The organism is Thiobacillus sp., from assembly GCF_013693775.1.
GTDB lineage: Bacteria > Pseudomonadota > Gammaproteobacteria > Burkholderiales > Thiobacillaceae > Thiobacillus.
The window spans coordinates 2,698,894-2,722,894 of sequence record NZ_CP059257.1 but is presented as its reverse complement, the minus strand read 5'-3'; the positions used below and the strand labels follow the sequence as shown (position 1 = coordinate 2,722,894).

Here is a 24,001-nt window from a genome sequence, read left to right as displayed (position 1 = left end):
AGCGTGGTTGTTGAAGCTTCAACCTCTTCAGAACCACAGACGGCCTATTAGCGGGGCTGCCGGCGGCGTCTTGAATGCGTGTACAGGCGACTTACTTCAGATTGGCCAGCTCGCGCTGGATGGAAGTAACGTTCTGATCGTGTTGCTGCACCGTCGTCCGCAGCTTGCTCACGCGATCGAGGTAGGTGGCGTCGGTCGCCCGTTCGCCCGGCTGCAGGCGCTCGCCCAACGTCAGCTGACGGCGCGCTTCATCGGCATTGCGGCGTTCGCTGGACAGTTCATCCTGCAGCACCTGGCGCCGGATATCGTCGCGCCGCTTCTGGGTGCCCGGATCGATACGCGGAAAATCCGCCGGGCTGGGTGTATAGGCGGCCCGTCTCGGCGCTTTATTTCTGGCTGGCAGCTGTGTCGGCGCACCGGGCAGGTCGACACGCTTGGCGCCTTTCTTGTAGACATCGGTAAAGGTCACCTGGCCGTTTTCATCGACGTATTTGTAGATTTCCGCCTGCGCAGGCGCAGCCAGTATCAGACACAGAAGGAAGGGCAGACGGGCGATGGACATAGGGCTGAGTGTAGCGTACCCGTTTGCTAACGGACACCGGCCGGCCAATCTTGATTCCGGAATAGCCCAGCCTGAAGGCGTGCCATAAAAAGGGCGGCCGAAGCCGCCCTATTATTTGCACACGTCCCGTGTTTACAGCGAGTAATACATCGCGAACTCAACCGGGTGAGTGGTCATGCGGAACTTGGTGACTTCCTCCATCTTCAGCGTGATGTAGGCATCGATCATGTCATTGGTGAACACACCGCCGCGGGTCAGGAACTCGCGATCCTTGTCGAGTTCGTCCAGCGCCATTTCCAGGCTGTGGCAGACCTTCGGGATCTTCGCGTCTTCTTCCGGCGGCAGGTCGTACAGATCCTTGTCCGACGGATCGCCGGGGTGGATCTTGTTCTGGATGCCGTCGAGGCCGGCCATCATCAGTGCAGCGAAGCACAGATACGGATTGGCGGTGGGGTCCGGGAAGCGGGTCTCGATGCGGCGGGCCTTCTCGCTGGCAGCGATCGGAATGCGGATCGAAGCCGAACGGTTGCGGGCCGAGTAGGCCAGCATCACGGGCGCCTCGAAGCCGGGCACCAGACGCTTGTACGAGTTGGTCGACGGGTTGGTGATCGCGTTCAGCGCCTTGGCGTGCTTGATGATGCCGCCGATGTAGTACAGGCACATTTCCGACAGGCCGGCGTAGCCGTTGCCCGCGAACAGGTTCTTGCCGTCCTTCCACAGCGACTGGTGCNNGTGCATGCCGGAACCGTTGTCACCGACGATGGGCTTGGGCATGAAGGTCGCGGTCTTGCCATAGGCGTGAGCGACGTTCTGCACGATGTACTTCAGGGTCTGGGTCCAGTCGGCGCGCTTGGTCAGCGTGCTGAACACGGTGCCGATCTCACACTGGCCGGCGGTCGCCACTTCGTGGTGGAACACTTCGACCGGAATGCCGGCTTCTTCCAGCGCCAGCACCATGGCGGCACGGATGTCCTGCAGGCTGTCGACCGGGGGAACGGGAAANTAACCGCCCTTGATGCCGGGACGGTGGCCGGTGTTGCCGTTCTCGAATTTCTCGGCAGACGACCAGGACGCTTCCTCGGAATTGATCTGCACGCCGCAGCCCGACATGTTGTCGTGCCAGGTGATGGAATCGAAAATGAAGAACTCGGGCTCGGGGCCGAAGTACGCGGTATCGGCGATGCCGGTCGACTTCAGGTAGGCCTCGGCGCGCTTGGCCACCGAACGCGGGTCGCGCTCGTAGCCCTTGCCGTCGGACGGCTCGATCACGTCGCAGGTCAGGATCAGCGTGGGCTCGTCGAAGAAGGGATCCATGTAGGCCGAATCGGGATCGGCCTTCAACAGCATGTCGGACGCCTGGATGCCTTTCCAGCCGGCGATCGAGGAACCGTCGAACGGATGGCCGTCTTCGAACCAGTCTTCAGTCACGATGCGGGCAGGAATCGAAACGTGCTGCTCCTTGCCGCGTGTATCCGTAAAGCGCAGATCGACGAATTTCACTTCGCCGTCCTTAATCATCTTGATCACATTGGCCACGGCCATGCTGAATCTCCTCAAACTGAAATGAATTGAATTACGACGTTGCATGTAGCCCAAATCCGCCACACAAAACGTCACACAGAAAAAGTGTTAGCAGCAACCGTGCCATACCCAAAATCGAGCGCCAGCCATTGTGCCATAAGGCTCAAGCCAGGGGATAGTGCGCAATCATTTTCCCTTTCGCACCAAAACAAGGCACAAGAGCCATTTGACGCACCAATGTGGTGCAAATTGCATCGAGCAGGGGGTTTCATATACTGAATCGACAATAAAATAAAAGGACATTGCCATGGGACGCATCACTGAGCTACTCGACACCGCCCATCATCGTAGCCAGACGAATGCTTGGTCGTTTGCCGGCGCGCTATTACCGCACGAAGCGTACGAATTGCTGCAGATCGCTCCCGGAACCCGTCTGATCGATGTACGTTCCCATGCAGAACTCGAACTCAACGGCGTCGTTCCCGGGGCGATGCATGTCGAATGGCAATCCTGGCCCGGCTGGGTTCTCAATCCTCATTTTCTGATTCAACTGGCCCAAGCCACCGATCCGGAATCCCTGCTGTTGTTCATCTGCCGCAGCGGCGAGCGCTCGCACCGTGCCGCCGTTGCCTGCGCCGACGCCGGACGCGGCAGTTGTTACAACGTGCTGGAAGGCATTGAAGGCGAACTCAACAAGGCCACCGGCCATCGTACCGAACTCAACGGCTGGAAACACCGAAGCCTGCCCTGGACACAAGGCTGACGCGGCAGTCCATACAAAAACGCCGGGTAGCCGGTTGAGCGGATAAAATACGGCCGCCATGACCGACCGTTACGCCGTATTCGGGCACCCGATTGCCCACTCAAAATCCCCGCAGATCCACACCGCGTTTGCCCGCCAGACCGGCCAGGACATGACGTACGAAGCCATCCTCGCGCCGTTCGACGGCTTTGCGGACAGCATCGCGGCGTTCATCGCGGCAGGCGGGCGCGGCGCCAACGTCACCGTGCCGTTCAAGGAGGAGGCCTTCAGGCTGGCCAGCCGCCTGAGTCCGCGCGCCCAACGCGCCGGCGCGGTCAACACGCTGCTGTTCGATGCCGACGGCATCCTGGGTGACAACACCGACGGCGCCGGCCTGGTCACCGATCTCACCCGCAACCTGCACTGCGCACTCGCTGGCCAACGCGTCCTGCTGCTCGGCGCCGGCGGCGCGGCACGCGGCGTGATCGAGCCGCTGCTCGACCGACAGCCCGCGGCGCTCGTCATCGCCAACCGCACCGTCAGCCGCGCAGAGGAACTCGCCGAACTGTTCGGCCGCGGCATCCGCGCTTGCGGCTTCGACGCAGCCGATACCNCCTACGACCTCGTCATCAACGCCACCGCCGCCAGCCTCGCCGGCGACCTGCCGCCGCTGTCGCCGCGCGTGTTCACCCCGGACACGATGGCCTACGACATGATGTACGGGCGCGACACGCCCTTCCTCGACTTCGCCCGCACGCACGGCGCGCGCACCGCCGATGGCCTCGGCATGCTGGTGGAGCAGGCGGCCGAAGCGTTCCATCTGTGGCGCGGCGTGCGCCCCGACACCGCCCCCGTCATCGCGGCCCTGCGCACAGCATGATGAAAAAACTGTTCGGCTGGATCGGCAAGGCCCTTGCCGCCGCGGTCGTGCTGATCCTGCTGTATCAGCTGTGGCTGTTCGCCCATGTGCTGTGGTGGATCGATCACAACCCAAGCATGACCTCCTTCATGGAAGCGGGCCTGGCGCGCCAGCAGGAGAAGAACCCCGACGCCGCACTGCGCCACAAGTGGGTGCCCTACGACCGCATCTCCATCCACCTGAAGCGCGCCATCGTCGCCGCCGAGGACGCCAAATTCCTCACCCACGAAGGTTTCGACGTGGAGGGCATCCAAGTAGCAGTCGAGAAAAACCTGAAGAAAGGCCGCCTCGTCGCCGGCGGTTCCACCATCAGCCAGCAACTCGCCAAGAACCTGTTCCTCTCCGGCGAGCGCAGCTTCATCCGCAAGGGCCAGGAAGCCGTGATCACGCTCATGATCGAAGCCACCTGGAGCAAGCGCCGCATCCTCGAGGTCTACCTCAACGTCATCGAATGGGGCAACGGCATCTACGGCGCCGAAGCCGCCGCCCGCCGCTACTACAAGACTTCCGCCGCCAACCTCGGCCGCGACCAGGCCGCCCGGCTGGCGGCGATGGTGCCGAATCCGCGCTGGTACGAGACCCACCGCAGCTCGCGCGCATACCAGCGCCGCGTCGCGGTCATCAGTCGGTATATGNGGAGTGCGCAGGTGCCGCGCTGAGAGGATGTCAGCGCTCCCGCAGGCTTTCACTCGTCACCTGCATCAACGGACTCAGGAAATACTCGATCACCCGCCGCGTGCCGGTCTTGACTTCAACCGTCACCGCCATGCCGGGCGTCAGGCGTACGGTCTTGTTCTCCACCCGGATGGTGTCCCTCCCAAGCCTCACCCGCGTCGAATAAATCAGCCCCAGTTTCTCATCCTGGATCGCGTCGGATGACACCTGGATGATCCTGCCGTGCAGCGTGCCGTATTTGGTGAACGGGAAGGTTTCCACTTTCACTTCGGCATCCTGCCCGGGATTCACAAAGCCGATGTCCTTGTTGGGAAGCATGGCCTCCACCTCCAGCACATTCTCTTTCGGCACGATCACCATCAAGGGCTGGGCCGGCGTCACGACTCCGCCCACCGTACTGACTGCAAGCTGTTGGACCGTACCAGCGACCGGTGCGGTCAGATGCATCAAGCGGCTGCGCTGCTCCGCCTTGATCAACTCCTGTTCCAATGACACGGCTTTCTGGGATGCCAGGTTGAGTTGATCCAGCAACTGACGGCGCGTCTCGGCTTCGAGTGTGGCTTGCTGGCGTTGCGATTCCACCAATTGGGCACGGATTTCCACGACATGCGATCGACTGCTAGCCAGATCCTGCTCCTGTTCGATGCGTGCCTGTTCGCGCTCCAGATAACCATGCTGGGAAACGAAGTTCTCCTTCACCAGCTTCTGGTAATCCTGCGCACGCTGGCGGGCAATGGGGGCCGTTTGTTCGAGCTTAGTGACCTGATCCTGGGTAGACTGGAGCTCCGCCTGGCGGCGGGTGATCTCGGCCTGTAATTGCAGTTGGCGAGCCAGGTATTCCCGGTACTGGCCGGTAGCCTGACTCTGTTCGGCCAGAAGGCGGCCTGCATCCACGCCGATCAGCGGTTTCAATTTGGGTGGCATGCCGTGTTCCAGTGCGGATAGCAGCGCTTGTGCACGCAGCGCTTCCAGTTGTGCGGTCAACGTTTCATTGCGCAGCCGATCGCTGTCGGCGGCAGCACTAGTGGCATCGAGCTCGATCAGCAACTGGCCCGGTTTGACTTCCTGTCCGTCGCGTACATGGATGGCCTTGACCACGGCAGTTTCCATCGGCTGGATGACCTTGGTACGGTCGTTAGGGATGATCTTGCCGACCGCCGTAGCCACCACATCGATACGCCCAAAGATGGCCCATAGCAGCACAATCAGGGCGAAGGCCATGATGAGCCACAGCGTGATGCGCGGAGCNGGATGCACCGGCGTGTCGCGCAAGGAAAGTGCAGCGGGCAAGAACTGGGCTTCGTGGGGTTGCAGGTCGGGGGCGTCGGTCTCTTTCCGTAGCGACCAAGCGTGACGGAAGACCTTGATGTAGCGTTTGAGCAGATCGGCCAGGGCGTGTCGTTTCATGTGTCTGCCTCAGGCGTGTTGCAAGCGATGCAGGCGGGAGTAATGCCCGGCTTCGTGCTCCAGCAGTTCGGCGTGCGTACCGGCCTCGACGATCTGTCCATGATCCATCACCAGGATGCGGTTGGCATGGCGTACCGCAGACAGCCGATGGGCGATGATGATGACGGTACGCCCCTGGCAGATCGCCTGCATGTTGTTCTGGATGATGCGTTCGGATTCGTAATCCAGCGCGCTGGTCGCTTCGTCGAAGATCAATATGCGCGGCTGCGTCATCAGGGCGCGCGCGATGGCGATGCGCTGGCGCTGGCCGCCGGACAGGGTCGAACCGTGCTCGCCGACCATGGTGTCGTAGGCTTCGGGCAGTTCCAGAATGAACTCATGTGCGCCAGCCAGCTTGGCAGCCACAATGACTTGCTCCAACGGCGCGCCGGGGTCGGCCAGGGCGATGTTCTCTCTCAGGGTGCGGTTGAACAGCACGTTTTCCTGCAACACCACGCCGATTTGTCGTCTGAGGCTGGAGGCGTCGGTCAGCGTCAGATCCAGGCCGTCAATCAGCACCCGGCCGCGTTCGGGCACATACAGTCGCTGGATCAGCTTGGTCAGCGTGCTTTTACCCGAGCCGGAGCGGCCGACGATGCCAATGACTTCGCCAGGCTGGATATCGAGGCTGATGCCTTTAAGCACTTCGGGTGTATCGGGGCGGTAGCGGAACTGCACCTGATCGAAGCTGATACGTCCGGCAATCGGCGGCAGGCTGCTCTTGTTACCCGCCACTTCAGTGGGCGCGTTGAGGATGTCGCCCAGACGCTGGACGGAAATGCCGGTCTGCTGGAAGTCCGTCCACAGCTGCGCCAGCCGCATGATGGGTTGCGCCACACGGCCGGCCAGCATATTGAAAGCGATGAGCTGCCCGACGGTGAGCTTGCCCTCGATCACCAGCTTAGCGCCGAGCCACAGGGTGCCCACGGTGACGAGCTTGCCGATGAGGTTGGTGCTTTCGTGCGCCAGGGTCGACAGCGTGGCGGACCTGAACCCGGCGGACACATAGCTTGCCAGCTGGGCATCCCAACGGCGCTGCATCTGTGGTTCCACCGCCATGCTTTTGAGGGTGTCGATGCCGGACACGGTTTCGACCAGGAAAGCCTGGTTCTCGGCGCCGCGGTTGAACTTCTCGTGCAACCGAGCCCGCAACAACGGGGTGACCAGGAGGGCGATCACGAAATACAGCGGCAGCGAGGCCAGCACCACCAGGGTAAGCCAACCGCTGTAGAACAACATGACACCAATGAAGGCGACCGAGAACAGCACGTCGAGCACGACGGTGATCGAGTTGCCGGTGAGGAAAGCGCGGATGTTCTCCAGTTCCCGGACGCGGGCGACCGAATCGCCGACCCGGCGGGCCTGGAAGTAGCCCAAGGGCAGATGCAGCAGATGACGGAACAGGCGCGCGCCGAGTTCGACGTCGATACGACTGGTGGTATGGGCGAAGACATAGCTCCTAAGGCCCGACAGCACGACTTCGAACAGGGAGACCACCAGGAGGCCTACAGCGATGACATTCAGTGTGGTCAGGCCATGATGCACCAGCACCTTGTCCATCACTACCTGGAAGAACAAAGGTGTAACAAGGGCAAACAGGTTCAATACCAAAGACACCAGCAGCACTTCGCTCAGTAGCTTGCGGTATTTGACGACGGCGGGAATGAACCAGGAGAAGTCGAACTTCGCCATTTCGCCGATCAGTGAGGCGCGGGAGGTGAAGAGGATGAGTTCGCCGGTCCAACGTGTAAGCAACTCATCACGGGACATTACTTGAGGCCGCTTGGCCCGGGGATCGTGGATCAGGGCCTTGTCGGCGTCGAAGCGGGCGAGGATGAAGTAGTTGCCATCCTTATCCATCGCCATCGCCGGCAGTGGGGTTCTATCCAGGCGGTCAAGCGAGGTCTTGACGGGCTTTACTTGCAAACCCAGGTGCTTAGCGGCGAGCAGTATCTCCGTTTGGCCGAAGCCTGTCCTGAGTCCGGCCGAAGGGGCTTCAGCGAAGGTCTTGAACTGGTGGGCCAGCTGCTCGGGGTCGGCTGCGATCTGATGGAAGCGCGCGAGCATGACGAGACAGGTGAGGCCGCTGTCCACCGATAGCGGCGGTGAGGTTTGTTCTGTTTGCATACACAATCCGCAGTCCGGTCATCCCCTTGCAGGGGCAGGAGGATGACGCACCGCCAGAAGTTACTGCCAGTTGGCAGCGATGACGCCCGCGAGGGCATCCTGATAGTTCTGTGGCAGGGTAGTCTGCCCGGCTGCCGGCGGTGCAAAGCTGGCCATGGCGTTCACCAAGTTCGCAACGTTGCTGTCGAGCAGGGTCTGAGCGCCGTCGGTGGTCTTGAACTGCTCCACATGGTTAGCGCTGCCGAGATACCAGTCTTTGATCACCAGCTTGTCACTGGTACCTATGATGCTTGTTTCCAGGTTGTTGCCGACTTGCCGGAACCAGATCTGGTCGGCGCTAATGCCGGAGAGGAACTGGGCTACATCTGCATTGCCGGCTGTGGTGTCGTTTTCGATCACGGTATCCATGCTGTCGCCTCGACCAAAAATATAGGTATCGTTTCCAAGCCCACCTGCGATGCGATCAGCGCCTGTACCGCCAGAAAAGACATCGTCACCCTGACTGCCGGTAATCTGGTCGTCACCCGCTCCCCCTCGATACAGGCAATGTTCACAAGCTCCGTCGCGCTGAAATCCATGTTCCCAAACCACGCGCCGCTGGCAATGCGGTTGTAGCCCAAGCCCCCATCTATGCGTTCGACCGTGTTGGTACCGTTGTACAGGGTGAAGCGGATGACGTCGTCCCCATCCGAACCGCGGATCTCGTCGAAGCCGTCCCCACCGTTCACGGTGTCAGAACCACTGTCACCCTCCACCTGGAACAGATCATTGCCGCCATTGCCCCAGAGGCGGTCGGCCCCTCCGCCGCCAGAAATGACATCGTCGCCCTGGCTGCCGCCGATCAGGTCGTCACCCGCTCCCCCTCAATACGAGCAATGTTCACAAGCTCCGTCGCGCTGAAGTCCATGTTCCCAAACCATGCGCCGCTGGCAATGCGGTTGTAGCCCAAGCCCCCATCTATGCGTTCGACCGTGTTGGTACCGTTGTACAGGGTGAAGCGGATGACGTCGTCCCCATCCGAACCGCGGATCTCGTCGAAGCCGTCCCCACCGTTCACGGTGTCAGAACCACTGTCACCCTCCACCTGGAACAGATCATTGCCGCCATTGCCCCAGAGGCGGTCGGCCCCTCCGCCGCCAGAAATGACATCGTCGCCCTGGCTGCCGCCGATCAGGTCGTCACCCGCTCCCCCTCAATACGAGCAATGTTCACAAGCTCCGTCGCGCTGAAGTCCATGTTCCCAAACCACGCGCCGCTGGCAATGCGGTTGTAGCCCAAGCCCCCATCTATGCGTTCGACCGTGTTGGTACCGTTGTACAGGGTGAAGCGGATGACGTCGTCCCCATCCGAACCGCGGATCTCGTCGAAGCCATCCCCTCCGTTCACGGTGTCAGAACCACTGTCACCCTCCACCTGGAACAGATCATTGCCTTCGCCACCAAAGAGAGTGTCGTTCCCCGAACCGCCATTGATAATGTCGTTCCCTGCATTGCCATAAATGACATCGTCGCCGGCCACGCCATTGATGGCGTCGTTGCCCGAAGTGCCGTTCAGAATTTCGGAGACTGAGGTTCCGTTGAGAGTGGTGTATATCTCCGCGCTCGCCACAACAAGCTCAAACACATCAGACGCCGCCAGTTCTCCCATGTCTTTTGCGGTCACGCGCACGCTGACCGTGCCCGAACCGGAAGGCGTGCCGCTGAAGGTGCGCGTCGCCGCGTCGAAGCCGAGCCAGGCAGGAAGGGCGCTGCCATCCGCCAATGTGGCCGTATACGTCAGACTGTCTCCCGCATCCGGGTCGCTGAACGCATCGGCCGCGACGGTGTAGCTAAATGCCGCGCCTTCGGTGGCCGCCTGGTCCGGCAACGCATGCGACAACTCGGGCGCATGGTTGACAACCACCACTCCGTCCACCGTGATGTCAAACACGTCGGACACGGCAAGATCACCCATATCCTTAGCTGTTACGACTACGCTGTACGTTCCTGCCGCGTCAGGCGTACCGTTGAAAGTTCGCGTCTCGGCATCAAAACCAAGCCAGGCAGGAAGCGCACTGCCATCCGCCAATGTGGCCGTATACGTCAGGCTGTCGCCCGCATCCGGGTCGCTGAATGTATCGGCCGCGACGGTATAGCTGAACGGCGCGCCTTCGGTGGCCGCTTGGTCCGGCAGCGCGTGCGACAGCTCGGGCGCATGGTTGGTAATCACCACGCCCCCAACGGCGATCTCGAACACATCGGACACGGTCAGATTGCCCGTATCCTTTGCGGTTACCGCCACGCTGAGCACCCCGGCCGCGTCGGGCGTACCGCTGAACGTACGCGTCGCCGTATCGAAGTGCAGCCATGTGGGCAACGCGCTACCGTCGGCCAGCGTGGCGCTGTAAGCGAGCGTATCCCCGCGTCCGAGTCGGTGAAGGCATTCGCCGCAATCGTAAAGCTGAAGGCAGCGCCTTCGGTCGCCGCCTGGTCCGGCAGGGCCGAAGACAGCACTGGCGCATGGTTGATGGCTGAAACACCCAGCGCCACGAGTTGGCCGACCGTCACGCCGTAATCGTCCGATCCCCACAGCACGAACTGCAGGTTGCCGATGTCCGACGCCTCGGGCGTACCCGACAGCGTCCGCGTCGCGGAATCGAACGTAAGCCAAGCCGGCAGCGGCGAGCCGTCCGGCATCGACACGCTGTAGACGATGGAGTCGCCTACATCCAGATCGATGATCGCGGTAGCCGGCACCACATAGGAAAACGCATCGCCCGTATGAGCCTCCAATACAGGCAAGCCCATATACGGAATCGGGGCACGATTGTTCGCCGCGTGATCCACGGCCGCCTGGATCATCGCCTGATCCCACACGACGCCGTTGCCGAATTCGACACGGTCGATCTTGCGGTTCGAAACGACGCCGCCATCGACCGTGTCCGCGCCGTAATAGCCGACGAAACCGACCCATTCACTGCTGCCCTTGAGCTTGAGCACCACATCATCTCCCACCCGGAAGCCCACCACATCCGTGTCGGCGATGTCCGCGCCGAATCGCAGCGTGTTCACCGCGCCCAGCCCATCCAGATCGTCGATGCCGTCCTGGCCATCCCCACGGTTGAATACGTAGATGTCGTTGCCCATGCCGCCCGACAGGAAATCGTTGCCCGCGCCACCTGCCAGTATGTTGTCGCCCTGGTTGCCGTAAATGCTGTTGGACAGCGCGTTACCCGTGCCCATCAAGTTGGCCGTGCCGTTCAACACCAACCCGTCGACATTGTCTCCGAGCGTGTAATCCAATGTACTGCCCACGAAATCGTAGCCCTCTCCCGCCAGCTCTAGAACCGTGTCGCCCGCGTCGTCGACCTCGTAGTAGTCGTCGCCCGTGCCGCCGATCATCGTGTCGGCCCCCGCCCCACCCAATATCTGATCATTCCCCGCCCCGCCCTCCAGCCGGTTCACGCCCGCATTGCCATTGAGGCTGTTGTCCAACGCATTGCCGGTGGCATCCAGGTCGTCCGTCCCCGTCAAGACCAGCCATTCGACATTGTCCGGCAGCACGATGCTGACTGCACTGTAGACAGTGTCGTTGCCTTCACCCGCCGCCTCGACTACGACGTCACCCGCGTCGTCGACAACATAGACGTCGTCGCCCGCGCCGCCCGCCATGACGTCGGCGCCGGTGCCGCCATCCAGGTAATCGCTGCCGGTGCCGCCATCCAGGTAATCGCTACCGCCTCCACCGAGCAGTTGATCGTCGCCGGCTTCGCCATAGAGGACATCATTGCCCTGGTATGGAACCGACAGGTCGAGGTCGTTGCCGGCATCGCCGAACATCACGTCGTTGCCATCGCCACCTGCCAGGATGTCGTCTTTTCCGCCGCCGACGAGCTGATCGTCGCCGGCGCCGCCGTTGAGGTAATCATTGCCGTGGTATTGCCCGGACAGGTCGTTTTCATTTTCGGCATCGCCCCACAGCAGGTCGTTGCCGGTTCCTCCAAACAGGATGTCGTCTCCGCCGCCACCGTGCATTTCGTCATTGTCGGCGCCACCGTCGAGATAGTCGCTGCCGTGGTACTGGCCGCCCAGGTCGGCCTCGGTGCCGTCGTCACCCCACATCCGGTCGTTGCCGGCGCCGCCGAACAGGCTGTCATCCCGGCCGCCGCCGATGAGCTGGTCATTGCCGGCGCCGCCGTCGAGGACGTCGTTGCCGTGCTGCGTTGCCAGCAGGCTCTGGTAGGACCCGATGGTGAGGATACCGTCGCCGTTGAGCTGGTCATTGCCGGCGCCGCCGTCGAGGACGTCGTTACCGCCGTGGCCCCACAGGATGTCATTGTCATTGCCGCCGTCGAGATAGTCATCGCCGAGGCCGCCGATGATTTTGTCATCGCCGTCTTCGCCGAAGACGATATCACCAGCGCTATCCTGATTCGCCGGCCCACCTCCCTCGATGGTCTCGCTACCCTGGTTGTCTGCATAGACGCCCCACAATCTGCCCTGAGTCCAGACTGGGCCCGCGCCAGGGGCGGCGCCCAGTCGTCCAGCATACCGTCGTTGTTGCGGTCTTGTTGCGGTTGAAGGGCGAGGCCGGTGGCGGAAAGGATCATGTCTCTTCCAGCTCCGCCGTAGATGAGGTCGCTGCCAGCGCCGCCGGCCAGAAGGTCATCGTCCAGGCCGCCGTCGATGATGTCGTCTCCGCCGCTGCCGTCCAAGGCGTCGTTGCCGGACAGGCCGAGAATTTGGTCGGCGCCACCGGTGCCGGTGAGGCCGTCGCTGTAGCCGTCGGCGCCGGTGATCGTGGTGGCGGCGGGCGGGGCGATGGTGCCGCTCATGGCGAGGCCGAGCTGGCCGGCCTGCCAGCCCTGGATGCGCAGGCCGGTGTCGCTGCCATCCTTGCCGATGAGCAATATCTGGTTGGCGCCTGTGCCTTGAAGGGTGTAGGTGATGCCGTTGGCGGTGTCTTTCCAGACGTTGGCGGTGCCATCGACGAGGGCGCCGCCGGTGAGGGTGAGACCATCGAGGACGATGGCGCCGATGCCGTCAACGTCGAGGATGGTGTCGGTGCCGTCTCCGGTGTTGATGACATAGGTGTCGTTGCCCGCTCCCCCATCAAGGTGTCGCTTCCCGCCCCGCCATTGAGGGTATCGTCTCCGGCGTTGCCGATCAGGAGGTCGGCCTGGCTGCCGCCCGTCATCCAGTCGTTGCCGGTGCCGCCGACCATGAAGGCTTTGCTGGTATCGGCGGTGGCGCTCATGCTGACGTTACCGGCTTGGATGAACCAGTCGGTGGCGGCAGGCAATAGTTGCAGAACGATCCGGTGTTCTTCAAGGGTGAGGGTGTTGAGATAATTCTGAAAATACAGTTGCCAGCCTTTGGCTTCAGAAAGCTGGGCCGATACGTCGGTGCGGTCGAAGCGGATGCCGCCTGTAACGGAGATGGTGTTGAAAAGCAGCTTCCCATGATCCGCGCCACTCGCGGGCTCTTCGTAGTACTTCTGCATGGCAAACGCCACGAGGGTGTTGGTGATGTCCTTGTTGGTGAGGGTGAAGCCGCCGTCCTGGGCGATCTTCCACATGTCTTGGGTGAAGCGGGTGACCATGGCGTCGGTGGTCAAGACGGTTGCGCCTGTTGCGGGGTCACGCATGCCGGCTTCGTGTTTCACCAGGCGTTCGAGGAAGTTTTCTACGGGTGCGTCTTTGTTGAGCGGGTCAGATGCAAATAGATTCTTGTCAAAAGTCATCTTCAGCAGATCAGGCAGTTCGAAGGTGACGTCACTCAGTGTCTTGAATGAGGGCGCGGTCTGGTTGCTTTGCAGAAAGACGTTGAGCAGTGCGATCGAATGCAGGTCGCTCCCGACCGCATCCAATCCGTCATGACTGCTGTCGATGCTGGCTTCGTTTCCGATGCGCTGAAACAAGGGGATGAGGCCGGCCACCTCGCCGTCTACATTAAGGTTGGTCACTAGGCCTTCGTTGGGGATACCGCCGTTGTCTGACTGCAATTGAATGTAATTATGCAGGCTCGCCAATTCAGTTGATGTGTGGCCTTTGGCAATCAGCGCGTTGTAGAGGGCGACCGCACTTGCCGACGAAGCAGTTGCAGCGGCAGGTACCTGATCAAAGGTGAAGGCGGTCTCGCCGAAGAACACACCGACCAGGGCGGCCAGTGCGCCGCCCAGGCTGTGTCCGGTAAGGCTGATGTTGGCATTGGGGTTGAGCGCTTTGACTTGCGCTTTGACTTGAAGGTAATACTCCACCGCGTCCACCAATTGGTCGGCTCCGTTGACGCTGGTTCCGGTAATCAGGGAATGTTGCCGTTCCAGAAATCGCTGTTGAAAAGTGAGGCGATGCCCTTGCTGAAGTCGGTGCCTGCGAAGGAAATGACGATTTCGTTACTGTTGGCTAGGGTTGTTCCATTACCAAAGGCCGCAGCCTCAAAACCGCTGGGCCTTGGTTGTGCATAGGAAATTCTGTACCAGTTCACAGGTAATGGAATTTGATTCCTTAAGTCACGATTTGAAATGTATGAAGCACCAGCCATCAATGCATATTCGAGTGCAGTAGCCATGATTTGTTATCCCTGAAAATGGAATGTGACTATTTTGATTCGCGATCAATAATTGCCTTCATAACTGGGTCGTTTGGCATAATCCATTTCCCTTATAAGGCACCAACACTAAACAATTCGTCACTGCATCGCTGCCCTTCACGGGCTCCCGCAGAATGGTTTTGTATTCGGGCGTACTGATGGGGGCGTTCTTCGCATTGACCTCTTCAACCGTGTAAAAGGACTTAAGCAAACTCGTCGCGGGCCTGCCGACGATGACGTTGGCCGTAGTGCCGACGAGTACTGACGGTAGATCGGCCAGAATGATGCGCTTCCACTGATCGTTCTCATACTTGAACAATATCTGCGGCGGATTCGGCCTGCCCCATTTGTTGTAGGCAATGCAGCCAGCCGGGTAGGTGGCGAGATAAGGCACGCCGTTTACGATGTCGAAGCGGAAGTGGTTGAGGCTGTTGGGCTCTGGCACCGAATCGCGAAAGTCATTTTTCCAGATGATGTTTTTGTTATTGGGTAGTTTGAAAGTAACGGTTTCATCCAATGGCACACGCTCACGTGCATCAAGCCCGGGATACCCACCCAGGTTGTAATGACGTTCAGAGATGATCTTGCTGCCATCGTGCAGCAGCACTTCTTCCTTCCAGCTCATCTTGTCACCCAACGCGCAGGCACTCATTCCGCCCCCAGAATCATCAGTGAAATTCCCAGCAGCCAATTCGTAATTTGAGTTTTCTTCTTCACGCTACCCATCTCCATTCACAACCATTCGCTACCCAGCCGCTTGACACCACATTGCGTCGCTCTTACGCATTGAAGAATCAGGATCTCCATTAATACCGTGTCGGGTTTAGGCAATGCCTTCTGAGCGGCCACAAGCGGGGCTTTACTCATTTCATGGCGTAAAGTTGAGATGCGGATCCACCAATAGCAGCAACCAGATGGCGTTCCGATAGCTGAGACGAGCTCAACCAGCCTATCCGCATGGTTTCCATGTGGTTATTGAATTTTCGACGCACAACATCCCCCTGTTTTCTGACCCCCAGGTATTGCGCCCGAGGGTTTTTCCGGACTGTGCGCGGATGCCTTTGGGTCCGTCTATACAACTTTAGTTGTAGATACGCTCAACCAACTGATTTATCTAGATATTTAATTTCAACACACCTGATGGCGTTCTTGCGGAGCCACTGCCACTTCCCGAGTGCCATCACGCACGATCAAGCTTTCCTATGTAGACCTTGGAACCATGACAGACGCCGCCTGCAATCCATAGCGCGTTACAATCGCGGGGCTGCCAACCCGCCCCCATGACAGACGCCCTCGAAAACCAGTCCTGACCAAACCTCGAAGCCAACCCGACGCTGGTCAAAGCTTACTCGCCAGGATGTGACGGGTAGAAGAGCTCGGCCACAAGCAGAGCAGATCGGAGCAGGGCCTGATGCAGAAGCAAAACCCGACAGAATTGCAGCTCAGGCTGGAAGAGCACACCCGGCTGATATCGCCTACTCCTGGAAACCCGGCTGCTCGACGAACGCCTGCTGGCGTGAATCAGGCCCACGGGAGAACGAGGTCGAGATTCTATTGGGGGTCTTGGGTTCGGTTCGTGAGTCCTGGTCCAGACGATGGACAAGGCGGAACTTCCAGTCGCTGTCGTTCTGCCGTGCGGTGTGTAGAAGCGCGCAGAACAAAGGGACTAGCCGGTTATTCCCAATTGCCTCGTCGGCGAAGAACAGCAAGCGCCGTCAGGCTTCCTTCCGCTGCCGAGCCGTGAGCGTCTGCTGGGCCTTGCGCTGTTCGAGATGGCGTAGCGCGTGGTAGGTGCCGAAACCGAGCGCGCCCATCGCCAGCGTGAAGGCACCGTAGGAGATCGGCCACGGGATGCCGGCGGTCATCATCGAGAACTCGGACATGCCGCCGATGCCGGCGATGATGTTGATCGGCACGAACACGACCGAAATCGCGGTCAGCTTGGACACGCGCTTGTTCTGGTTGATGTTGATGAAGCCGACGGTGGCGTCCATCAGGAAGTTGATCTTGTTGAATAAGAAGGACGTGTGGCCGTCGAGCGATTCGATGTCGCGCAGGATCTGGCGCGTGTCCTCGTGCTGGTCGGACGAGAGCAGGCGGCCGCGCATCAGGAAGGAGAGCGCGCGGCGAGTGTCGAGGACGTTGCGGCGGATGCGGCCGTTGAGGTCTTCGCCCTTGGCGATTTCGGACAGGATCTCGGCGGCTTCGTCGTCGCTGACCTGCGGCGACAGCACCTGGCGGCCGACGCGTTCGAATTCGGCGTAGACGTCTTCGAGCGCGTCGGCCGAGTATTCGACATCGGCGCCGTAGAGATCGAGCAGGACGTCCTTGCCGTCAGAGACATAGCCGGGCTGGGTCCGGGCGCGCAGGCGCTGCAGGCGGAACACCGGCAGCTCCTCGTTGCGGACTGAGAACAGGATGTTGCGGTGGAGGATGAAGGCCACCGGGACGTTGCGCGAATCGCCCTGCTTGTCGAGCAGGAAGTTCGAGCTCATGTGCACCGCATCGTTGTCGTCGATATAGAAACGCGCACTTTCCTCGATGTCGGTGACTTCTTCCGGGTCGGGCAGGTAAAGCTCGAAGAACTCGCCCACCCAGGCGCGCACACTAGCCGAGGGGGCGACGAGGTCGACCCACATCGGGTTGACGTTGGCCAGGTCGGCGCGGCTGTCGATGCGCACCTGGCTCAGCCGGCCGTTCTTCAGTTCGAAGGCCGAGAGCATGTTGCGCGCGCTACTGTGGGGACGCGCGCCCAGCAGTTCGGCACGTACGTCGTCCGACACGATTTCCAGGACCAGCTCGCAGCGGTTNTCCTCGACCTCNCGCCAGGCGGCGAGCCGATCTTCCTCCGACAAGGCCTCGATGACCCGCGCGATCTCGCCGGCCGACAGGCGCCGCAGCAGGTTGTGCAGCTCGACCAGATGCTGCCGGTGCACCAGGCCTTCGACCAGTTCGTGGCGCGGCATGTCCTGCTTCTGCACCAGGGCTTCGACGCGTCGCTGGCGCGCGAGCAGCAGCTGCACCTCGCTGAGGTGCTGCTCCAACTGGTTCTGCGCGCGCGGGCGCTGATCGATGGGTTCCGACATGGCGCGTATTCTACGCTCGACGACTCGTTCAAGGCACCGCTTCGGACTGCGAATGGGCGACAAAATGCCGTCTCTCCGGGGACCCGAACTGAGGGCGCCCATCCCGGCAGAATCGACGCCAGCGAACCATGACGCGTTACAATCGCGGGGCTTTTCACTATCCGCCCATGACCGAAAACCCCGAAAACCCGCCGCAGCACATGATTCAGGAACGCGTGAAGCACGATCCGGCCATCGGCGCGTCGGGACGGCTCACCGTCATCCCGGACAGCCTGGGCTTCGTCATCCTGCTTGGGCTCGCCACCCTGCTGCTGCTATGACGCCCGCTCCCGACTCCCCTGAAGGGCACAAGAGTCGCGCGCTCTATGGCCGCCTGCTCGGCTATGTCAAGCCGTATTGGCGCATGTTCGCGCTATCCCTCGTCGCGCTGGTCCTCACCGCCGCCACCGAGCCGGTGCTGCCTGCCTTGTTCAAGCCGCTGCTGGACAAGGGCTTCGTCGCCAGGNACCAGGATTTCATCCGCTGGATTCCGATCCTGCTACTGGCCTTGTTTCTGGTGCGCGGTGTCACCAGCTTCGTCAGCACCTATTGCATGGCCTGGGTCGGCAGCCGCCTGGTGATGGATCTGCGCGCCACCATGTTCGACAAGCTGATGACGCTGCCGACGCGCTACTTCGACCAGAACCCGAGCGGCCAGCTGATCGCGCATCTGGCCTTCAACGTCACCCAGGTCACGCAGTCGGCCACCAGCTCGCTCACCACGTTGGTGCGCGACACGGTGACGGTGCTGGGGCTGCTCGGCTATCTGCTGTGGCTGAACTGGCAGCTCACGCTGATCGTGTTCGCGCTGGTGCCGCTCACGCTGTGGGTGGTGCGCGTCGCCAGCAAACGACTGCGCGGCCTATCGCGCAAGGCGCAGCAGAACATCGGCGACCTCACCCAGGTGGTCGACGAGGCGGTGGGCGGACACCGCGTGGTCAAGCTCTATGGCGGCGAGGCCTACGAGCAGACGCGTTTCCGCGAGGCGGCCAATCTGGCGCGGCTGTTCGAGATGAAGCGTGTCGCCGCCAACGCAGTGTACGAACCCGTCATCCAATTGATCGCGGCGATCGCGCTCGCCATCATCGTCTACATCGCTGCCGACCAGGCGAGCGACAACGCCACGACGGTCGGCGGCTTCGTCGCCTTCTTCATGGCGATGCTGTTGTTGTTCGCGCCACTGAAGCGGCTCACCTCGGTCAACGACCAGCTGCAGCGCGGGCTGGCCGCGGCCGAGACCATCTTCACCATGCTCGACGAGGACGCCGAGCGCGACGGCGGCACGCGCACGCTCGAGCGCATCGAGGGCCGGCTGGCGCTGCGCGACGTGGCGCTGACCTATCCCGGCAAGACCACACCGGCGCTGGCCGGCATCACGCTCGACATCGCCCCCGGCGAGACGGTGGCGCTGGTCGGCGCGTCAGGCTCGGGCAAAACGACACTGGCCAATCTGGTGCCGCGCTTCTACGATCCGGATGCCGGCTCGATCCAGCTCGACGGCATCGACGTCCGCGACATCCGCTTGCAGAACCTGCGCAGCCACATTGCCCTGGTGTCGCAGGATGTCGTGCTGTTCAACGATACGCTGGCACACAACATCGCCTACGGCCACAAACGCGACGCCACGGCCGACGAGATCCGCACCGCCTGCGTCGCCGCACATGCCTGGGACTTCATCCAGGCCATGCCCGACGGCCTCGACACGCTGATCGGCGAGAACGGCATGCGACTGTCCGGTGGCCAGCGCCAACGCATCGCCATCGCACGCGCCATCCTCAAAAACGCACCGCTGCTGATCCTGGACGAGGCCACCTCGGCCCTGGACAACGAATCCGAACGCCACGTGCAGGCCGCGCTCGAGGCGCTGATGGAAAACCGCACCACGCTGGTCATCGCACATCGCCTGTCCACCATCGAACGCGCCGACCGGATTGTCGTGCTGGAAGGCGGTCGCATCGTCGAAGTCGGCAGCCACGCCGACCTGATCGCCCGGCAGGGCCGTTACGCGCAACTGCACGCACTGCAGTTTTCCGCATGAGCCAAGACACGCCGACCGGCTGGGTGAAACCCGCGCGCTCGCTGCTCACCGCAGCCGGACGCGCCATCGGCGATTTCCGCATGATCCGCGAAGGCGACCGCATTCTGCTCGGCCTGTCGGGCGGCAAGGATTCGCTGTCGCTGCTGCATACCCTGCACCATCTGCAACAGAAGGCGCCGGTGAAATTCGAGCTGCTCGCCTGCACGGTCGATCCGCAGTCCGACCAGTTCGATCCCTCGCCGCTCACGCCCTACATGGCCGCACTCGGCGTGCCCTACTTCCTCGAATCGCAGCCCATCCTGGAAGAGGCACAGAAGACGCTGACCAAGGACAGTGACTCGTACTGCGCCTACTGCTCGCGCATGCGGCGCGGCATCCTCTACCGCGTCGCGCGCGAACAGGGCTGCAACGTCGTCGCGCTGGCGCAGCATCTCGACGACCTCGCCGAGACGCTGATGATGTCCATGCTGTTCGGCGGCAAGCTCCGGACCATGTCGCCACATTACCTGAATGACGCTGGCGACCTGCGCATCATCCGGCCCTTTGCCTATGCGCGCGAACGCCAGACCCGCGCCTTCGCCGCCGACGCCGGCCTGCCGGTGATCTTCGAGAACTGTCCAGCCTGCTTCGCCAAGCCGCAGCGCTACGCGATGAAGCAAATGCTGGCCGAACAGGAGAAGGCCCACCCACGCATCTTCAACAGCCTGTTGACCGCGATGCGGCCACTGATGGGGGAACCGCCTGCCTGATTTCCAGGCACCGTCGTTTTCCGTAAAATCAACCCTTTGTTTTGGTTGACATTTTCCACAAAGAGAACAAGGTTATGACCGTTTCCTTCATTCCGCCCAAGCGCATTCTCATGGGCCCCGGGCCCTCCGACGTGCCCCAGCGCATCCTCGATGCCATGGCACGTCCGACCATCGGCCACCTCGACCCCGCCTTCGTCGACCTGATGGAACAGATCAAGTCCATGTTGCGCATGGCGTTCCAGACCGAGAACGCGTTGACCTTCCCGGTCTCGGCGCCAGGCTCGGCGGGGATGGAAATGTGTTTCGTCAACCTGGTGGAACCGGGCGACAAGGTGATCGTCTGCCGCAACGGCGTATTCGGCGGCCGTATGCTGGAAAACGTCAAACGCACCGGCGGCGTGCCGGTGATCGTCGACGACGCCTGGGGCGCGCCGGTCGACCCGAACAAGGTGCGTGACGCCTTCAAGGCGAATCCGGATGCGAAGATTCTCGCCTTCGTGCATGCCGAAACCTCGACCGGCGCGCAGTCGGACGCCGCAAGCCTGGCGAAGATCGCGCAGGAATTCGGTGCGCTCACCATCATGGACTGCGTCACCAGCCTCGGCGGCACACCGGTGTATCTGGACAAATGGGGCATCGACGCCGCGTATTCAGGTAGCCAGAAATGTCTCTCATGCACGCCGGGCCTGTCGCCGGTGTCGTTCTCGGAAAAGGCTATCGCCCGCATCAAGGCGCGCACCACCNCCGTGCAGAGCTGGTTCCTCGACCTCAATCTCGTGCTCGGCTACTGGCAATCCGCCGGCAAGCGCACCTACCACCACACGGCGCCGATCAACCCGATGTACGGCCTGCACGAAGCGCTGGTGATGCTGGAGGAAGAAGGTCTGGAGAACGCCTGGGCGCGCCACCGTGCCATGCACGAAAAACTCAAGACCGGGCTCGAAAGCATGGGCCTCAGGTACGTGGTGGACCCATCCGCACGCCTGCCGCAGCTCAACTCGATCTACGTGCCCGAAGGCGTCGATGAGGCCACGATCCGCGCCCGCCTGCTCACGGAGTTCAACCTCGAAATCGGCGCCGGCCTCGGCGACATGGCCGGCAAGATCTGGCGCATCGGCCTGATGGGCTACTCCGCCAAGCAGGAGAACGTCGACTTTTGCCTGAAAGCGCTGCGGGCGTGTTTGCCGGGCCGCCCGGCTTGATCTTGCAGTAGTGCAGGCCTTCTGCGCATCAGTCTGCGGCTGATGCGCAGACCGATGCGCCGTCATATCAAGCCCATTACCAGTAGTACGATCAGGATGACGACCAGCAGGCCGATGCCTCCGCTGGGACCATAGCCCCACGCGCGGCTGTGCGGCCAGACGGGAACCGCCCCGATCAGGATCAAGATCAACACGATCAAAAGTATGGTTCCAATGCTCATGACGTATTCCTTGTAACGTTGAAGGAAACGAGCGTGACATCCGCGCTATGTCTGTCCTGGACTTCCAGGTCGAACCTGGCATCTCCGCTCGAACGTGCGGGGTAGTATTGCGTCGCCCGATTCGGGCGAGTCCGCCGCTAGCCGCCGAGACCGCCACCCGGGAAATAGCCCAGGAGTTATGGTCATTTCTGGTGTACGGGAAGGTAGAAAGGATGGCGTATCCTGTTGATTGATCACGCCAGATCAACAACCAACAGAAGGTGATACGCCATGGCCAAGTCTACCCTGAAGACTCTTCCACAACCAGAAAAAGACGTTATTGATCCGCTGACCGAGCTGCTGCGGACTGGGGCACGGGAGCTGATCGCACAGGCCGTCGAGGCCGAGCTTCAGGCGCTTCTGGATCAGCATGCCGAGCACCGGCTCCCGGATGGCCGTCAGGCCGTCGTGCGCAATGGCTATTTGCCTGAGCGTACTGTCCAGACCGGCATCGGCAATGTCGACATCAAGGTGCCGAAAGTACGGGATCGGAGTGGTTCCGGGGTTCGCTTCAACAGCACCTTGCTGCCGCCGTACCTGAAGCGAGCCCGGAGTGTGGAGGAAGTGCTTCCCTGGCTGTACCTGAAGGGTGTGAGCACCGGCGATTACCAAGAGGCACTGGCCGCGTTGCTGGGTGATCAGGCCAGGGGCTTGTCGGCCAACACCATCAGTCGCTTGAAGCAGCACTGGATCGATGAGCACCGGGAGTGGTGTCAGCGAGATTTGAGCCAAAGCCGCTACGTGTACTGGTGGGCCGACGGCGTATACAGCAACGTGCGCATGGATGACCGCCTCTGCCTGCTGGTGATCATCGGCGTGACGGAGCATGGGCGCAAGGAGCTGGTTGCGGTTGAGGACGGCTACCGAGAGTCGGAGGCCAGCTGGTCAGAACTGCTGTCGGGACTGCGGGCCCGGGGCCTGACGACCAGCCCGAAGCTGGCCATCGGCGACGGCGCTTTGGGCTTCTGGAAAGCACTGGCCAAGTGCTATCCGGACACCCGCCATCAGCGCTGCTGGGTGCACAAGACGGCGAACATCCTGTCCGCGCTGCCAAAGTCGGTGCAACCGAAAGTCAAGGCGGCGCTGCATGAGATCTGGATGGCCGAGACGCGGGCTGACGCACACAAGGCCTTTGACCGGACTCTGGTTCGCTTCGAGTCGAAGTATCCCGGCGCCATGGAACGGCTGCGCAAGGATCGTGAGGAGCTGCTGGCCTTCTACGACTTCCCGGCANGAACACTGNGATCCATATCCGGACGACCAATCCGATCGAATCGACGTTTTCGACGGTGCGCCTGAGAAGCAAGAGAGCGCGGAACTGCGGNNCTCCCGAGAGACCACGCTGGCGATGGTCTACAAGCTACTGGAAACCGCGCAGAAGCGCTGGAAACGGATCAAGGGATTTGATCTGCTGGCCCTCGTGGTCAACAACGTGAAGTTCAAGGACGGCGAGCAAGTACAGGATCAATCAGACAGGAACGCGGCTTGATGCCCATACACNCAGATTTGACAATAACTCATAGCCCAGCTTCTCCTTGTCTTCCTCGGTGCATGCGTTGTTCAGGCACATGAACCGCGTTCCGTTATCCTCGAGGGTGGCCAGGTTCATATCAGGTTCGTCGAATCCCTCCGCCTCGGTAAAAATAAAGTGGTAGTCGTTCGCCACCTCGAGTTCCAGCACGCCATCATTGCTCTCGCCATAGTCGTGCCAGCGCCCCGCTTTTCCGCCCGGAATCTCGGGCGCCGACTTGCCGCTCCTGTCGTCTTTCCAGGCGACGATGACGGGGCGTGCAAGCATTTCCCCGGCCTTGCCAACCGCCGTGCGGCGCGCCTGCGCAAAATCATTCACGTCGTTGTCCATCAATGCGAGTCTTTGCATACCGATCTCCTTTGTGCGTTCGAAGTTGGCCCTGCCCATGACGGGCTTTGGTCAAGCCTTGCCAAGGTCCAGCAAGGTCACTGTGATTGTGGTCGGTCGGTTGCGGCGGGTCGGTAGGATTTTGCCTATGCACTGGCAGGCATCCGCTGAAAACGGGGCCCCAGCCGGCGAGGTGTCTTACGGAGCG

22 protein-coding genes and 2 pseudogenes are annotated in these 24,001 nt (G+C 61.4%); 8 read left to right on the top strand and 16 right to left on the bottom strand.

All coding sequences use genetic code 11. The features are described from left to right. Positions 1 to 91: 91 nt before the first annotated feature. Positions 92 to 562, bottom strand: coding sequence for a DUF4124 domain-containing protein (locus HZY77_RS13385; RefSeq protein WP_296634039.1), 471 nt, complete (start codon positions 560 to 562; stop codon positions 92 to 94). A 132-nt stretch (positions 563 to 694) separates the two neighbouring features. Beyond that, on the bottom strand, positions 695 to 2,104 hold the full coding sequence (gene glnA, locus HZY77_RS13380; protein ID WP_296815661.1) for a type I glutamate--ammonia ligase: 1,410 nt from the start codon (positions 2,102 to 2,104) through the stop codon (positions 695 to 697). A gap of 286 nt (positions 2,105 to 2,390) precedes the next feature. Between glnA and HZY77_RS13375 the strand changes: the two genes are divergently transcribed. The 3 genes from HZY77_RS13375 to mtgA all read left to right on the top strand — a co-directional run bounded on the left by HZY77_RS13375 (position 2,391) and on the right by mtgA (position 4,403). Beyond that, positions 2,391 to 2,846: a rhodanese-like domain-containing protein gene (locus HZY77_RS13375; protein WP_296815659.1), complete on the top strand. Its 456-nt coding sequence runs from the start codon at positions 2,391 to 2,393 to the stop codon at positions 2,844 to 2,846. Positions 2,847 to 2,904: 58 nt separating this feature from the next. Beyond that, the gene (gene aroE / locus HZY77_RS13370; protein WP_296815656.1) at positions 2,905 to 3,705 is read left to right on the top strand and encodes a shikimate dehydrogenase; all 801 of its coding nucleotides are present in this window, start codon (positions 2,905 to 2,907) and stop codon (positions 3,703 to 3,705) included. Then, positions 3,705 to 4,403, top strand: coding sequence for a monofunctional biosynthetic peptidoglycan transglycosylase (gene mtgA, locus HZY77_RS13365; protein ID WP_296820919.1), 699 nt, complete (start codon positions 3,705 to 3,707; stop codon positions 4,401 to 4,403). The genes aroE and mtgA overlap by 1 nt, the downstream gene beginning before the upstream one ends. A 7-nt stretch (positions 4,404 to 4,410) precedes the next feature. Here the strand turns inward: mtgA and HZY77_RS13360 are convergent, their stop codons facing one another. The 12 genes and pseudogenes from HZY77_RS13360 to HZY77_RS13310 all read right to left on the bottom strand — a co-directional run bounded on the left by HZY77_RS13360 (position 4,411) and on the right by HZY77_RS13310 (position 17,647). Next, the gene (locus HZY77_RS13360) at positions 4,411 to 5,826 is read right to left on the bottom strand and encodes an HlyD family type I secretion periplasmic adaptor subunit (RefSeq protein WP_296815654.1); all 1,416 of its coding nucleotides are present in this window, start codon (positions 5,824 to 5,826) and stop codon (positions 4,411 to 4,413) included. Positions 5,827 to 5,835: 9 nt separating this feature from the next. Next, entirely contained in the window at positions 5,836 to 7,992 is a 2,157-nt protein-coding gene (locus HZY77_RS13355; RefSeq protein ID WP_296815652.1) for a type I secretion system permease/ATPase, read from the bottom strand. Positions 7,993 to 8,052: 60 nt separating this feature from the next. Next, positions 8,053 to 8,505, bottom strand: coding sequence for a calcium-binding protein (locus tag HZY77_RS13350; protein ID WP_296820917.1), 453 nt, complete (start codon positions 8,503 to 8,505; stop codon positions 8,053 to 8,055). Then, positions 8,388 to 8,720, bottom strand: a complete 333-nt coding sequence (locus HZY77_RS13345) for a hypothetical protein (RefSeq protein ID WP_296815650.1) — start codon at positions 8,718 to 8,720, stop codon at positions 8,388 to 8,390. Before HZY77_RS13345 ends, HZY77_RS13350 begins: the two co-directional genes overlap by 118 nt. Positions 8,721 to 8,833: 113 nt before the next feature. Continuing rightward, on the bottom strand, positions 8,834 to 9,049 hold the full coding sequence (locus HZY77_RS13340) for a hypothetical protein (RefSeq protein WP_296815647.1): 216 nt from the start codon (positions 9,047 to 9,049) through the stop codon (positions 8,834 to 8,836). A 113-nt stretch (positions 9,050 to 9,162) separates the two neighbouring features. Continuing rightward, entirely contained in the window at positions 9,163 to 10,347 is a 1,185-nt protein-coding gene (locus tag HZY77_RS13335; protein WP_296815645.1) for a putative Ig domain-containing protein, read from the bottom strand. Further along, positions 10,263 to 12,464: a putative Ig domain-containing protein gene (locus tag HZY77_RS13330; protein ID WP_296815643.1), complete on the bottom strand. Its 2,202-nt coding sequence runs from the start codon at positions 12,462 to 12,464 to the stop codon at positions 10,263 to 10,265. Before HZY77_RS13330 ends, HZY77_RS13335 begins: the two co-directional genes overlap by 85 nt. A gap of 146 nt (positions 12,465 to 12,610) precedes the next feature. After that, positions 12,611 to 12,805 (bottom strand): annotated as a pseudogene (locus HZY77_RS17880) (hypothetical protein); the annotation flags it as partial. After that, positions 12,802 to 14,238, bottom strand: a complete 1,437-nt coding sequence (locus HZY77_RS13325) for a hypothetical protein (protein ID WP_296820916.1) — start codon at positions 14,236 to 14,238, stop codon at positions 12,802 to 12,804. The pseudogene HZY77_RS17880 and the gene HZY77_RS13325, both read right to left, overlap by 4 nt. A gap of 35 nt (positions 14,239 to 14,273) precedes the next feature. Further along, positions 14,274 to 14,540 carry a hypothetical protein gene (locus tag HZY77_RS13320; RefSeq protein WP_296815641.1) on the bottom strand — a complete coding sequence of 89 codons (267 nt, stop codon included), beginning with the start codon at positions 14,538 to 14,540 and terminating at the stop codon, positions 14,274 to 14,276. 58 nt (positions 14,541 to 14,598) lie between these two features. Further along, positions 14,599 to 15,186, bottom strand: coding sequence for a hypothetical protein (locus HZY77_RS13315; protein ID WP_296815639.1), 588 nt, complete (start codon positions 15,184 to 15,186; stop codon positions 14,599 to 14,601). A 1,090-nt stretch (positions 15,187 to 16,276) separates the two neighbouring features. After that, positions 16,277 to 17,647 carry a magnesium and cobalt transport protein CorA gene (locus HZY77_RS13310; RefSeq protein WP_296815637.1) on the bottom strand — a complete coding sequence of 457 codons (1,371 nt, stop codon included), beginning with the start codon at positions 17,645 to 17,647 and terminating at the stop codon, positions 16,277 to 16,279. A gap of 167 nt (positions 17,648 to 17,814) precedes the next feature. Between HZY77_RS13310 and HZY77_RS13305 the strand changes: the two genes are divergently transcribed. From HZY77_RS13305 to HZY77_RS13290, 4 genes are all read left to right on the top strand, one after another. Beyond that, on the top strand, positions 17,815 to 17,967 hold the full coding sequence (locus HZY77_RS13305; RefSeq protein WP_296634022.1) for a hypothetical protein: 153 nt from the start codon (positions 17,815 to 17,817) through the stop codon (positions 17,965 to 17,967). Further along, positions 17,964 to 19,724: a lipid A export permease/ATP-binding protein MsbA gene (gene msbA, locus HZY77_RS13300; RefSeq protein WP_296815634.1), complete on the top strand. Its 1,761-nt coding sequence runs from the start codon at positions 17,964 to 17,966 to the stop codon at positions 19,722 to 19,724. Before HZY77_RS13305 ends, msbA begins: the two co-directional genes overlap by 4 nt. After that, positions 19,721 to 20,473: an ATP-binding protein gene (locus tag HZY77_RS13295; RefSeq protein WP_296815630.1), complete on the top strand. Its 753-nt coding sequence runs from the start codon at positions 19,721 to 19,723 to the stop codon at positions 20,471 to 20,473. The genes msbA and HZY77_RS13295 overlap by 4 nt, the downstream gene beginning before the upstream one ends. Positions 20,474 to 20,547: 74 nt before the next feature. Continuing rightward, complete coding sequence (locus tag HZY77_RS13290) at positions 20,548 to 21,675, top strand: alanine--glyoxylate aminotransferase family protein (RefSeq protein ID WP_296815625.1); 1,128 nt, start codon at positions 20,548 to 20,550, stop codon at positions 21,673 to 21,675. 62 nt (positions 21,676 to 21,737) lie between these two features. On the opposite strand, the gene HZY77_RS13285 is transcribed toward HZY77_RS13290, so the two are convergent. Beyond that, positions 21,738 to 21,890: a DUF3309 family protein gene (locus HZY77_RS13285; protein ID WP_363154642.1), complete on the bottom strand. Its 153-nt coding sequence runs from the start codon at positions 21,888 to 21,890 to the stop codon at positions 21,738 to 21,740. A gap of 276 nt (positions 21,891 to 22,166) precedes the next feature. On the opposite strand from HZY77_RS13285, the pseudogene HZY77_RS13280 reads away from it, so the two are divergent. Further along, positions 22,167 to 23,424: pseudogene (locus tag HZY77_RS13280) on the top strand (IS256 family transposase). Here HZY77_RS13280 and HZY77_RS13275 read toward each other — a convergent pair. Further along, positions 23,404 to 23,814, bottom strand: a complete 411-nt coding sequence (locus HZY77_RS13275) for an AF1514 family protein (protein WP_296815621.1) — start codon at positions 23,812 to 23,814, stop codon at positions 23,404 to 23,406. The pseudogene HZY77_RS13280 and the gene HZY77_RS13275 overlap by 21 nt on opposite strands. Between the last annotated feature and the right edge of the window lie 187 nt (positions 23,815 to 24,001).